Raw genomic sequence first — 14,358 nt, 5'->3', positions numbered from 1 at the left:
GGCTTCGACCCGCGCACTCCGCGCGCGGGACGGGATCGGCCGACGGAGGACGACGATGTCTGCAAAGCGCACGGCGGTGAAGACGGCGGCGGTCGTCGCAGTACTCGGATTGCTGGCGACCGGGGCATTCGCGGCGACGGGCGGGTTCGGCGGTGCCGCCGACCCCGGCGAGACCCTCGCACGCGAGTCGCTGCTCACGCCCGACGACCTCGGCGACGGGTCGTTCGACGGCCTGCAGTACGCCGATCCGGCGGAGGGCCTCGCGCTCATCGATGCGCCCGAGGCATCCAGCGACGGCAGCGCCCAGCTGTCGTACCCGCTCATCGTCCCGCAGGGACGCGGCATGACGCCCGAGCTCTCGCTCGACTACGCCTCCGCCACGGAGTCGAGCTGGGCCGGCATCGGCTGGGACCTCGGCGTCGGGACGGTCGAGGTCGACACGAGCTACGGCGTGCCGTACTTCGACGCCGACAAGGAGTCGGAGTCGTACTCGCTCGACGGTGCGATGCTCGTGCCGAACGCCCTCGGCGACGCGTGGGAGGACCGCATCGCCGACCGGCAGGACTTCACGCGCCAGGTCGAGACCGAGTACGAGCAGATCATCCGCCACGGCGACAGCCCGAAGAACTACTGGTGGGAGGTCCGCGACAAGATGGGCGGCATCCGCTGGTACGGCGCCAAGCCCGACGCCGGCGGGCCGATGGGCGGACCGCTCGGCGTGACCCGCGGGTTCGTCGAGCCCGGCCCGAACACGGGGGCGCTCGACCCCGACTCCATCGTGAAGGACGACGACGGCAACATCGTCAAGTGGCTGCTCTCGGCGCAGCGCGACGTCGGCGTCAACATGTTCCGGTACGCGTACGACACGCTGCGGTACCGCTACGACGCCTCGGTCGACGGCGGCTGGGTCGCGGATGCCTCGTGCGACGACGACGCCGACACGTTGTGCGCTCGCCACACGTTCCTGCGCAGCATCTTCTACACCGAGGCCGCCGAGGCCTCCGACGAGAACCATCCGGTCGAGGGCTACCACGAGCAGCCGCCGTACGAGATCCGCTTCATCCGGCAGACCGAACTCGTCGACCCCGCGTCGGAGACGAACGCGAAGTACCCGCTGCGCCCCGACTCGACGCTCGACGGCACCGGCCGCTACCTCGACCTGCTCGCCGAGCGGCTCGCGAGCGTCGAGGTCTGGTACGGCGACCTCCAGGTCGACGGCGGTCGGGACTACGACCAGCTCGCCACGCGCTACGACCTCGGCTACAAGACCGGGCCGTTCGGCAAGACCCTGCTGTCGACGGTGACGCAGGGCGCGGGCACCCCCGCCGCCGTCACGCACACCTTCCAGTACTTCAACGACGTCGGGTACTCGCAGGCCGGCTACGCCGGGTTCGCGACCGATCCGACGTGGAACACGGGCGAGACGGGCGCGAACGACGACCTCGGCGACCGGCTGTTCCTCGACGAGAACGTCACGGCCGGCGCGCTCGGTGGCTCCGAGTCGAACTCGGCCGAGGGCCACGCCTACATCGGGTTCAACCCCGCCATCCCGCAGAAGGTCGGCTCCTTCGGGGCATCGATCCAGGTCGGCGGCGGCCAGACCGACGGCCTCGAGGAGTTCATCGACCTCAACGGCGACGGACTTCCCGACAAGGTGTTCAAGAACGCCGGCAAGACGGACGCGAACGGCGACAAGCACGAGGTCTGGTACCGGCTGAACCTCGGCGGACCCGACGGCGAACCCGAGTTCAGCGCGCCGGTGCCGCTCACGACGCTCACCGGCAAGGGGCTCTCGCGCGACCACGAGTTCCAGCTGCAGGTCGCGGTCGAGGCGCACATCGTCGTCACCGCCTCGTTCGGCGTCGGTGGCGCGGTCGCCTGGGGCGACGTGTACTTCACCGACGTCAACGCCGACGGGCTGCCCGACCTGGTGCACGAGGGATCGGTCTACTTCAACCGGCTGAAGAACGGGGTCCCGTCGTTCGAGGCCGGCAGCACGGGCACGCCGGTGCCGCTCGCGACCGGCGGGCAGACGCCGCAGGTCGACAGCACCGAGCTCGACGCGCTGCAGCAGCGACTGCAGTCCGCATCGCCGCCGATCGACACGGTCCGGCGCTGGGTCGCCCCCTTCGACGGCACCGTCTCGATCACCGGCGCAGCGGACCTCGACTCCCCCGAGGCGGCCGCGAGCGACGACGGCGTTCGCGTCGCGATCCAGCTGAACGAGGCGAGCGAGGTCGTCGAGACGCTCGTCGCCGACGATCCCGCCACCCCCGGAGACGAATCGGTCGCGTTCGACGCGGCCACCCCGCTCGAGGTGCAGGCGGGCGACCGCGTCTACTTCCGGGTCGGCTCGATCGACGACGGCGCTCATGACGAGGTCGCGTGGGCACCGACGGTGACCTACACGGCGATCGGCGGCGACGCGGTCGTCGACGAGGGCTCGGTCGACCCGGTGCCCGACGACACCGTCGAGGTGCCGCTCGACGTCAACGGACTGTCGCAGACCGTCTACTCGATCGCCGACGACTTCACGCTCGCCGGGCGCCCGAACACGCGCGTCGTCATGCCGTACGACGGCACCGTGCGCTTCACGGCGACCGTCGTGAAGTCGAAGGCGACGAGCGACGACGTGCGGCTCGTGGTCGACCGCACGGACGCCGATCCCACGACGGTGCTGCCGGTCGCCATCCCCGACGCGGTCGGCACGCCCGACGACGGCTCGGCAGACGTCACGATCACCGACGGCGTGATCCCCGGCGACTTCGTGGGCACGATCGCGTTCACGGCGGACACGCCGGTGTCGGGTCCGGTGGCCGCCGACCCCGCCGACGCCGCCTCCGAGCCCGAGACCGACACGGTGCACGCGCACCTCGGGGTCGACTCGTCGATCGACCTCACCGCCATCTCGTGGAACCCGTCGATCCACTACACCGCGGCGACCGACGAGAACGGCGACCCGATCGAGGTGCAGCAGGAGATCGACGGCGTGCTCACCGACACGAAGCGCGTCGACCTCGCGCCCGAGATCGAGCAGTACCCGAACCGGTCGACCGCCGAGGTGCTCGCGCCGTGGACGGCCGACGACACCGAGGACTACGGCGAGCTGAAGATCGAGCACGCCGTGCTCTCGCCGATCGCCGACGAGCTGCCGAACCGCGACGTCGTGCTCAGCATCAAGAGCCGCGACGGCCTCGTCTGGAAGAAGCAGGTCACGCTCGGCGCCTCGGTCGACCAGACCTCGGTGGATCTCACGGACCCGACGGCGACGCCGCCCGACCAGTCGTTCGGGCTCGTCGACGGCGAGGAGTACTGGTTCGAGCTCAGCGTGCGCGAGCCCGCGCTCGCCGACGCGCTGTCGGCCGACGGGTTCGCGGTGACGCTGCGCACCGACGAGGCCGTCCCCGAGGAGGTGACGCCGCCCGTCGTGATGACGTGGACCGGCCGGCAGGGCATCTTCCCCCTCGCCTACCGCGGGTGGGGCGTCGCCGGCTACACGGCGAGCGCCGGCAAGGCCACCCAACCCGTCGACGAGGACGCGTTCGTGATCGACGAGGCCGCCGCGCAGTCCGCGGAGCCCGCCGACGGCTTCGAAGACCTGTGCACGGGCCCGGTGACCGAGTGCGAGGCGGAGCCCGACATCGACCCCGCCTACGCGTACCTGCCGCTGCTCGATCCCGACTCGCTCGGTGAGGGGGCATCGCCGCTCGACGCCCCGCAGTGGCGCGGCACCCGCGACAACCTCGCCGCGTCGGCCGAGCGCATGCGCTCCTCGCGCCTGTCGAGCGACACGGTCTCGCTGGGCGTCGACGACGGGGCCTCGAAGAGCGGTGTGACGCGCATCTCGGTCACCGGTCCGAGCCTCTCGCTCGGCTTCGGCTTCGGCCCGCTCGGCGGGTCGGTCGGCATCGGCCCGAGCTGGAGCCTCGTCGACTACGAGGACCTCAACGGCGACGGCTACCCCGACGTCATCACGCCCGGCAACGTGCAGTACACGAGCCAGCGCGGCATCTTCCAGAAGACCGTCGCGGATCCCACCCCGAGGAAGGGGCTCGTCAACCAGGACTTCACGGTGAACGCATCGGGCGGCCTCGACGCGGGCCTCGTCGACATCTCGGCCAACAACAAGGGCAAGACGAACACGACGCAGGGCAATGCGGCGTCGAAGGGCAGCAAGGCCTCCGACAGCGATCCGGGCCTCGGCGCAGGCTTCGGCGTGAGCGTCGGCGGCGGGTTCGACGTGTCGTTCACGAACCCGAACGAGTCGGGCCCCTCCGGCGGCCCGCTCTCGGCCGACTACGGCCCGCCCGATGCGCTCTCCGACATCCCGACCGGCGGCGGCGACACGGCGCAGATGTCGCAGGAGCTCGCCGACGTCAACGGCGACGGCCTGCCCGACGTCGTCTACACGAACCCGAGCGGCGTGTTCGTGCGCTACAACCTCGGCTACTCGTTCGCCGACGCGGTGCTGCCGCTCGCGACCGGGGGCTTCAACACCCAGGAGTCGATCGGCGCCCATGCGTCCGCCGGTTTCGCGACGCCGTGGGGCGAGTTCTCGGGCGGCGTCTCGTTCAACTGGAACTACGACATGGCCCGCTTCGCGTGGCTCGACGTGAACGGCGACGGCATCCCCGACCGCCTGCACAAGCCGTCCGCCGGTGAGCAGCCGACGGTCGAGTTCGGCACGGGGTCGGGCCTCGCGCCCGCGGTCGACTTCGGCGACTTCGCCCGCGCCGCCGGTGTCGGCGTCGCCGACCTCGGCGCGTCGCCGCAGGTGTCGTACGACCGTTCGCAGGGCATGGGCGGCGGCGTCGACTTCACCGTGTACGCCGGCCCGCTGTGCCTCGTCGCGTGCTACCTCGTCATCAACCCCGGCGCCTCGTACCAGAACTCGGTGAGCTTCTCCGAGGTCACGCTCGAGGACATCGACGGCGACGGCTTCGTCGACTCGCTCGCGTCGACCGACGACCACCAGGTGGCCGTGCAGCGCAACACGACCGGGCGCACCAACCTGCTCTCGTCGTACACGAACCCGCTCGGCGGCACGGTCAGCCTCGACTACGAGCGGTACGGCAACACGGTCGCGCACCCCGGCTCGACGTGGGCGCTCAGCCGCGTCGCGGTCGACGACGGCCGGCCCGGCGACGGTGCGGATGTCTCGGTGTCGACGTTCGCGTACGACGACCTGCGCTTCGACCGGCTGTTCCGCCAGCCGCTCGGATTCGGCAAGGTCACCGAGCAGGAGCTCGACGAGCAGGGCGTCGCCAAGCGCACCACCGAGACGGAGTACCTCAACGACGACGTGTTCGTCGCCGGGCTGCAGACCTCGATGGTCGTGAGCGACGCGCAGAGCGGCAAGAAGCTGCGCGCCGCGACGCTCGACTGGGGCATCCGCGACGTGCAGGGCGTCGCCGACGGCTTCGACCCGCTCGCCGAGGCCGACCTCGTCGACATCGACACGGCCATCCCGACCCTGACCGGAACCGAGTCGCTCACGTGGTCGTACGCGCCGCTCGTCGTCGACAGCGAGGAGCGCTACTTCGCCGCCGACGGCACGACGGTCGGCAACGAGACGAGCGTGAGCTTCACCTACGACGGCCTCGGCAACGTGCTCGAGCAGTTCGACGAGGGCGAGCTCGAGACCGATGCCGACGACGTGCTGACCGTCACCGACTACGCCGACTGCCGCATCTCGTCCTCCGAGGTCGAGCTCGACGACGGGGGCGACTACTCGGCCGGCCTCGGCTGCTTCGGCGACACCCCGTACTACCCGATGCCGAGCGACGAGCAGGCCTCGCCGATCTTCTCGCCCGACGTGTGCCCCACGTGGGTGAGCGTGCCGGCGGTCATCACCGTCTTCGACTCGGACGGCAACGTGATGCGGCAGCGCGACGGGCGCGACGCGGTCTGCGACAACCAGTCGGTGACCCACCTCGAGGAGCGCATCAGCGACACCGAGACCGCCGTCACCGAGCTGCAGTACGACTCGTGGGGCAGCTACAACCGCATCGTCTATCCCGAGGGCGAGGGCGGCGTGCGCTACGCGGTCGAGTACGTCTACGACACGAACGTGGGCCACGCGAACATCGCGGAGGTGACGGAGTACGACTTCGACAGCCAGGACGAGGTCGACGTCTTCCTCGACTACGAGGCCGACACCGATCCGGTGCCGCTGCGCACCGGCATGACCTCGACCGCGACCTTCGACTGGGCGTCGGGGGCGGTCGCGAGTCGCACCGACGCGAACGGCAACACGACGTCGTACACCTACGACGGCCTCGGTCGGCCCGCCTCGATCAGCAACCCGCTGCAGGCCGACGCCGTGACGTTCGAGTACCACCCGAACGCACCCGCATACGGCTACGCGATCGCGCGGCACGCCGACCGGTTCAACGACGACCCGATCGAGACGGTCCAGTTCGCCGACGGCACCGGCCGCATCACGCAGCAGAAGCGCGATGCGCGGGTCGTCGACGCACAGGGCGTCCCGGCCGACGGGCGCGTCGTCAGCGGCGCCGTCGTCTACGACGTCTTCGGCCACGAGGTCGAGACCTACCGGCCGACGTTCGACACGGTCGCGCAGACGACCTACGAGACGGCGACCTCGGATGTCGCGACGAAGACGGTCCGCGAGGTCAACCTGCTCGATCAGGAGACGCTGCAGACCGAGCCGGGGGCGCGGACCACGACGACGACGTACGGCTTCGGCGACGCCGAGGTCGCCGGTCACGAGGCATCCGTGATGCGAGCCGTCAGCACCGACCCGCGCGGCCGGGTGACGACGACGTTCACCGACATCCGCGGCAACGAGCTGCAGATGGACGACCAGCCGCTGAACCCGGCGACCCCCGACCCGACCGACCTGCTGGCCCCGAAGACCGCGCGCTACGGGTACGACCCCCTCGGCCAGCTGCTGCGGGTCGTCGACGTCGCCGGCAACGAGACCACCCACACCTACGACGGGGTCGGCAACAAGACCAGCACCGACACCCCCGACGGCGGCCTCGTGGAGACGTGGTACGACGCCGAGGGCAAGGTCATCAAGGAGGTCTCGGGAACGCTCCGCGAGGAGGACGTCGAGACGACCTACCACTACGAGCTGCAGAACCTCGTGAAGATCGACTATCCCGAGGACACCCCCGACGTGACGTACACGTACGGCGAGGCGGGCGCGCCCGACAACGGCGCCGGCCGGATCGTGCAGATCGACGACGCCGCTCGCGTGGTCACGCTGGGCTACGACCCGCTCGGCAACACGACGAGCCAGCTCAGCGAGATCAAGCTGCACAACTGGGTGCCCGGCGACCCGCGGTTCCAGTGGACCACCGAGTGGGAGTACGACGGGCTCAGCCGCGTCGAGACGATGACCTATCCCGACGGGGAGGTGCTGACCTACGACTACGACGCGGGCGGGCTCACCAGGTCGGTCGTGGGCGACGAACCCGGGCTCGTGAAGGTGCCCGTGCTCGACGCCGACGGCAACCCCGTGCTCGACGCCGACGGCAACCCGACGTACACCGACGAGCCGACCACGTGGCACTACGACTACGTGAACGACCGGCGCTACGACGAGTTCCTCGTGCCCGCCGCGATCGACTACGGCAACGGCGCGACGACGACCTGGAGCTACGACGAGCTGACGAGGTGGATGGACAACGTGCGCACCGTCTCGGCGGACCGGCCGCTCAAGGGCAACCCGGCGCACTACGCCGAGGTGCAGGACCAGACGTACCAGTACGACAAGGTGGGCAACCCGACGAAGTACTCGAACGACGTGCCGTCGACCGTGACGAACCTGTTCGGCAGCCCCGTGTCGATGACGTACGGCTACGACCCGTACGACCGGCTCGTCGACGCCTCGGGTTCGGCGAAGGTGTGGAAGAACACCCGCAGCTACACGTTCGACCTCGACTTCGACGACGCCGGCAACGTCGTGAAGAAGGCGCAGGTCGACAAGCTCGGCAGCAAGGTGCAGTCCGGCACCTCGTACTCGTTCAACCGCACGTTCGCGGCCGACGGCCCGCACCAGGTGAGCACGCAGGGGCAGGACACGTTCCACTACGACGCCGACGGCGAGCTCACGCAGATCGTCAACGGCACCGGCAAGAAGGCGAAGATCGCACGGGAGATCAGCTGGGACTGGGCCGGCCACATGGTGCTCGTCGACGAGTACGGCGAGACGACCGAGTACGCCTACGACGACGAGGGCCGCAGGGTCATCGAGCGCGGTCCGAACGGCGAGACGGCGTTCATCAACCCGTGGGTCACGGTGCGCAACGGCAACGAGCTCACGAAGCAGGTCTGGGTCGACGACGAGCTGATCGCGCAGCAGCGCGACCCGGGCGACGATCCGTACGCCGCCGAGGGTCAGCGCTACTTCCTGCACAAGGACCTGCAGGGCAGCACCAACGTCGTCACCGACGCGACGGGCCAGACGTTCCAGCACCAGGAGTACTTCCCGACCGGCGAGGTGTGGATCGACGAGCACTCGACGGTGTACCGCACGCCGTACCAGTACGCGGGCGCGTACACCGACGAGCGGCGCAGCCTGATGGACTTCGGCGAGCGCTGGTACGACGCGCGGCGCGAGCTGTTCCTGACCGTCGATCCGGCGCTCAGCGACCCGTTCAGCCTCATCGGCTCTCCTGAGCTGCAGGCCTCGTACGCGTACGCGGGCTCGAACGCCATCAGGTACAACGACCCGAGCGGCGCGCTCTTCACGATCGCGAAGGCCAACGACGTCGTCAGGGCGGCGTGGGACAAGAGCGACGCCGCGGGCAAGATGTCGGGCTTCGCAGCGCTCGGGGCGGTCGGTCAGGCGATGGACGCCGGCAAGGCGAACCATCTGCCGAAGGCGTTCGTGCGGCTCGGCGTGGGCATGGACCGGGATGCCGCGAAGAAGTGGCAGGACACGGCCGAGATCGCCGAGCCGAACCCGCTGATCGACATCGACCTCGACGAGGGCACCGTGAAGCTCGGCGCCCCGTACGGCAAGCGGGCGAAGTTCGGCGGCGACAAGACCGCGGCGACGGCGAACGCGCCGGGCGGCGGAGCCGGCAACGCGACGGCGGGCGGCACGCCGTCGGTGAACAGCAGCCAGCTGTCGACGTCGACGGCGACCGCCGGCGGCGCCGGCGGCGGCGCCCAGGCGACGGTCGCGCCGACGACGAAGCCGCTGCCTGCGACGCCGACGAAGGCGAAGTCGAGCGGTCAGGCGAAGAAGCCGCTGCCGACACCGCCGAAGACGACGGGCAGCTGAGCACGGGCCGCGGCGAGGCGTCGGCCGGGTGGGATGCCTCCGGCCGGCGCCGCGCGGATCGTCACTCCGCCGAGGGAGGGAAGTACCAGCGCTTCGGGCGCTCGTCGCGCGTGCCTCGGCCGAGCCGTCGGTCGAGGTGGCGCATGACGAGTGCGGCCGCGATGAGCGAGGCGCCGAGCGGGGGGATCGTCGCCTGGAGGACCGAGACGATCGTGACGATGAGCTCGTAGACCGCCGCCCACGACTCGGTGTTCGGCGTCACGAGCACGTTCACGATCGTGGGGGCGAGCACGATGAGCGCTCCTCCGCCGAACAGCAGGGCGATGCCCCACCACATCGTCGCCCGAGGCATCCGATCGTCGCCGTCGCCCATTGCGCCTCCTCTGCCGCGTTTCGTGCCCTCACTCTGGCAGGTCGGTCTCGACCCTGCCACCCCGGCGCAGCACCCCGCACCCGGCCGTCTCATCGAGTGGGTCGCGGCTGATCGCCCAGGCGACCGGCGGCCGATACGCCGATGCCACACGCCTCGTCGCGGTCGGCCGGGCGACCGGTGAGCGTGCGTCGTTCACGGGTGAGGCACTGCCGCCTCGGCACCCGCACGTGGCCGCCGCGCTCCACGCCGGCGTGCTCGCGGTGGCCGCGGCCGAGGTGATCCGCCGGTTCCTCGACGGGGTCGGTCCGCGCGCCGACCGGGCCGAGCTCGACGACGCCGAGCGATTCCTCGTCGATCGGGCCCCCGCGGTCGGCGTCGACGGCCTCGCGCGGCTGGTCAAGCAGCTCGAGGCGCACCTCGACCCCGACGGCGTGAAGCCCCGAGAAGACGAGTTGCGAGCCCGTCGAGGCCTCTCCGTCTGGGAGGACGCCGCGGGCATGATCAACCTCAAGGGTGCGTTCGACCCCGCCACCGGCGCCCCGATCAAGCTCGCGATCGAGACCCTCGTGAAGGCCGAACTGCGGCGAGCGCGCGACGCGAAGCGTCCGTTCGGCGCCGCCGCAGACGAGTGCGGCGGCGGCGAGGGCGTCGACCCGATCACGGCCGAAGAGCGCACGATCCAGCAGCTGAACGCCGACGCCCTCGCCGACATCGCGCGGCTCTCGCTCACCGCGACGTCGGCACCGCCCGCGCTGCGAGCGGTCACGATCGTCGCCCGGGTGAACGCGACCGACCTCGCCGCCGGCCACGGGTTCGCGACGATCGACGGCATCGACCAGCCGGTGTCGATCGCGACGCTGCACGAACTCGCCGCATCGGCCGGCATCGCCCCGATGCTCATCGGCGACGGCCACCAGGTGCTCGAGTTCGGCCGATCCGCCCGCCTGTTCTCGGCCGCGCAGAAGATCGCCCTCGTCGAGCGCGACGGCGGCTGCGCCTGGCCCGGCTGCACCCGCCCGCCATCGCACGCCGACGCCCACCACATCGCCTGGTGGAAGCGCGACGCCGGCCCGACCGACCTCGACAACGGCGTCATGCTGTGCGCGTTCCACCACCACCGCGTGCACGACGACGGATGGCTCGTCGTCATCCGCGATCACCGCACCTGGTTCGTGCCGCCCGTGCACCTCGACCCCGAGCAGCGACCGCGACCCGGCGATGTCGGCCCGGGGCATCCCGCGAACCGGCCACCCGACCCGGGGCGGGGTCGCATCGGGCCCGAACCGCTCGCCGACGCCGCCTGAAACGCTCCCCCGGTCCAGCCGGGCGCAGCGCGTAGCGCCACCCGGGCGCGCCACGTCGCACGGTCCGAACCCCCGCCCGCGAGCGGCCTGCTCACCTGAGCACGGCCGGTAGACTGCTGGGGTCAGGCATCCGCCCCGCGGCATCCGCCACGCCGCCGTTCTCTGGAGCTCGCCACTCGTGACCACCGAAACCCCCACCACCATCGCTGCACCCTCGACGCCGGTGCTCGACACCGTCGAGGTCGCGACCGCGACGCCCGAGAAGGAGCAGCCGTACGCCGCCCTGGGCCTGAAGCCCGACGAGTACGAGCGCATCCGCAACATCCTCGGCCGCCGCCCGACGAGCGCCGAGCTCGCGATGTACTCGGTCATGTGGAGCGAGCACTGCTCGTACAAGTCGTCGAAGATCTACCTGCGCCAGTTCGGCAAGAAGGTCACGCCCGAGATGAAGCAGCACCTGATGGTGGGCATGGGCGAGAACGCCGGCGTGCTCGACATCGGCGAGGGCTGGGCCGTCACCTTCAAGATCGAGTCGCACAACCACCCGAGCTACATCGAGCCGTTCCAGGGCGCCGCGACCGGCGTCGGCGGCATCGTGCGCGACATCATCTCGATGGGCGCCCGCCCGGTGGCCGTCATGGACGCGCTGCGCTTCGGCGACATCTCGCACCCCGACACCGCGCGCGTGGTGCACGGCGTGGTGAGCGGCATCAGCTTCTACGGCAACTGCCTCGGCCTGCCGAACATCGGCGGCGAGACCTGGTTCGACTCGACCTACCAGGCGAACCCGCTCGTCAACGCACTCGCGGTCGGCGTGCTGCGCCACGAAGACCTGCACCTCGCCAACGCGAAGGGCGCGGGCAACAAGGTCGTGCTCTTCGGCGCCCGCACCGGCGGCGACGGCATCGGCGGCGCGTCGATCCTCGCCTCCGACACCTTCGCCGAGGGCGGCCCCACCAAGCGTCCGGCCGTGCAGGTCGGCGACCCGTTCGCCGAGAAGGTGCTCATCGAGTGCTGCCTCGAGTTGTTCCAGAACGACCTCGTCGAGGGTATTCAAGACCTGGGCGCGGCCGGCATCTCGTGCGCGACGAGCGAGCTCGCCTCCAACGGCGACGGCGGCATGGCGATCGTGCTCGACGACGTGCTGCTGCGCGACCCCACGCTCACGCCTGAAGAGATCCTCATGAGCGAGAGCCAGGAGCGCATGATGGCGATCGTGAAGCCCGAGAAGCTCGAGGGCTTCCTGAAGGTCGTCGAGAAGTGGGACGTCGAGACGAGCGTGCTCGGCGAGGTCACCGACACCGGGCGCCTCAGCATCATGTGGCACGGCCAGGAGATCGTGAACGTCGACCCGCGCACCGTCGCCGTCGACGGCCCCGTCTACGAGCGCCCCGTCGCCTACCCGTCGTGGATCGACGCCCTGCAGGCCGACACCGCCGCGAAGCTCGACCGCCCGGCCACTCCCGACGAGATCCGCGAGCAGTTCCTGAAGCTCGTCGGCTCGGCCAACCAGGCGGATGCCGCGTGGGTGACCAACCAGTACGACAAGTACGTGCTCGGCAACACCGCGCTCAGCCACCCCGACGACGCCGGCATGGTGCGCGTCGACGAGGAGTCGGGCCTCGGCGTCTCGGTCGCGACCGACGCGAACGGCCGCTACTCGCAGCTCGACCCGCGCCAGGGCGCGAAGCTCGCCCTGGCCGAGGCCTACCGCAACGTCGCCGTGACCGGCGCGAAGCCGATGGGCGTGAGCGACTGCCTGAACTTCGGCTCGCCCGAGAACCCCGAGGTCATGTGGCAGTTCTCCGAGACCGTCGAGGGCCTGAGCGACGCCTGCCTCGAGCTCGGCATCCCCGTCACCGGCGGCAACGTGAGCTTCTACAACCAGACCGGCGACGTGCCGATCCACCCGACGCCCGTGATCGCCGTGCTCGGCGTGATCGATGACGTCGCCCGGCGCATCCCGTCGGGCTGGCAGGACGACGGCCACAACATCTACCTCCTCGGCGACACGACGGCCGAGCTCGACGGTTCGGCCTGGGCCGACGTCGTGCACGGCCACCTCGGCGGCCGCCCGCCGGCGGTCGACCTCGCCGGTGAGAAGGCGCTCGCCGAGCTGCTCTCGGCGGCCACGATCGAGGGCCTCATCGACTCGGCGCACGACCTCTCCGACGGCGGCCTCGTGATCGCCCTCGCCGAGGCGGTCTCGCGCTTCGGCGTCGGCGCCCGCGTGTTCCTCGGCGAGGTCACGGGCGACGCCGGCATCGATCTCGCGACCGCGCTGTTCAGCGAGTCGGCGGGCCGTGTCATCGTGACCGTCCCCCGGGAGGACGACGTGAAGTTCCGCGGGCTCTGCGAGGGTCGCGGCTATCCGGTGCGCCGCATCGGCGTGACCGACGCCGCATCGCAGTCGCTCGAGGTGCAGGACGCGTTCACCGTGTCGATCGACGAGCTGCGCGGCGTCAACCGCGCCCCGCTCGCCGACGCGTTCGGGCCGGTCGTCGGCTACTGAGCCGGTCGTCGAGCGGCGATGCGAATCGAGACCCCATGACCGAGACCGAGCACTACACCGACGCGTACGCGTCGACCCACGGCAGGTTCACGGTCGTGCCCGCCGCGTACGTGCTGCTCCGCCGCGGCGACGAGGTGCTGCTGCAGCTGCGCCGCGGCACGGGCTACTACGACGAGCACTGGGCGTTCGGCGCGGCCGGCCACGTCGAGGCGGGCGAGTCGCTGCCCGCGGGCGCCGCCCGCGAGGCGCTCGAGGAGCTCGGCGTCGAGGTCGCGCCCGACGCGCTCGAACTGCTGACGCTCATGCACCGCACCGACGGCTCCGGGCGACCGATCGAGCAGCGCTTCGACGTGTTCTTCCAGGTGCGCGAGTGGTCGGGCGAGGCCCGCATCATCGAGGCGCAGAAGGCCGCCGCCCTCGAGTGGTTCGCGCTCGACGCGCTGCCCGAGCCCGTCGTGCCGCACGAGCGCCAGGTGCTCGAGGCGCTGCGCGACGGACGGCTCGCGCCGGTCAGCCTCTTCGGCTTCACGGAGGCCTCGAATGCAGGGCAGTGACCTCGCCTTCATGGGCATCGTGGCAGGCGGCGCGATCGCGCTCTTCGCGGTCATCATCCTCGTCGGCGTGATCATGCGCGCCGTGAAGGCGCCGCGCGGGCAGCGGATGCGCGAGGCCTTCGGCCCGTTCGCAGGCGCCGGCGAGAAGTACCAGGAGCTGCACACCGGCCAGGAGGGCCTGCGCGACTCGATGATGCGCACGATCCAGGAGCAGAGCCAGCAGGGCGGCGAGCGCGGCGACTCGGGCGACCCCGGCACCGGCACCGGCACCGGCAGCAGCCCCACGGCGAACGATGAGGATGCCTCCGGCGCGGCCGGGGATCCCGATCGTCCATCCGACGCCCCCAGGGCCTAGC

General features: G+C 70.9%; 6 protein-coding genes. 5 read left to right on the top strand and 1 reads right to left on the bottom strand.

The window, feature by feature from the left end; genetic code table 11:
- Positions 1-55 precede the first annotated feature (55 nt).
- Entirely contained in the window at positions 56-9,259 is a 9,204-nt protein-coding gene (locus PX701_RS00830) for a SpvB/TcaC N-terminal domain-containing protein (protein WP_275505202.1), read from the top strand.
- Between the two features lie 61 nt (positions 9,260-9,320).
- Here the strand turns inward: PX701_RS00830 and PX701_RS00825 are convergent, their stop codons facing one another.
- Entirely contained in the window at positions 9,321-9,632 is a 312-nt protein-coding gene (locus PX701_RS00825; protein ID WP_275505201.1) for a hypothetical protein, read from the bottom strand.
- On the opposite strand from PX701_RS00825, the gene PX701_RS00820 reads away from it, so the two are divergent.
- From PX701_RS00820 to PX701_RS00805, 4 genes are all read left to right on the top strand, one after another.
- Positions 9,632-10,936: an HNH endonuclease signature motif containing protein gene (locus PX701_RS00820; protein WP_231429665.1), complete on the top strand. Its 1,305-nt coding sequence runs from the start codon at positions 9,632-9,634 to the stop codon at positions 10,934-10,936. The genes PX701_RS00825 and PX701_RS00820 overlap by 1 nt on opposite strands.
- 178 nt (positions 10,937-11,114) lie before the next feature.
- Positions 11,115-13,448, top strand: a complete 2,334-nt coding sequence (gene purL, locus PX701_RS00815) for a phosphoribosylformylglycinamidine synthase subunit PurL (protein ID WP_275505200.1) — start codon at positions 11,115-11,117, stop codon at positions 13,446-13,448.
- A 35-nt stretch (positions 13,449-13,483) separates the two neighbouring features.
- Positions 13,484-14,002, top strand: coding sequence for an NUDIX hydrolase (locus PX701_RS00810; RefSeq protein WP_231429663.1), 519 nt, complete (start codon positions 13,484-13,486; stop codon positions 14,000-14,002).
- Positions 13,989-14,357 (top strand): hypothetical protein, encoded by a 369-nt coding sequence (locus PX701_RS00805; protein ID WP_231429662.1) that lies wholly within the window; start codon positions 13,989-13,991, stop codon positions 14,355-14,357. Before PX701_RS00810 ends, PX701_RS00805 begins: the two co-directional genes overlap by 14 nt.
- The last annotated feature ends 1 nt before the right edge of the window (position 14,358 follow it).

Source organism: Agromyces chromiiresistens (assembly GCF_029167465.1).
In the GTDB taxonomy this organism is placed as follows: Bacteria; Actinomycetota; Actinomycetes; order Actinomycetales; family Microbacteriaceae; genus Agromyces; species Agromyces chromiiresistens.
Note: the sequence above shows the minus strand (reverse complement) of the source record. Positions and strands in the feature narration are given on the sequence as shown.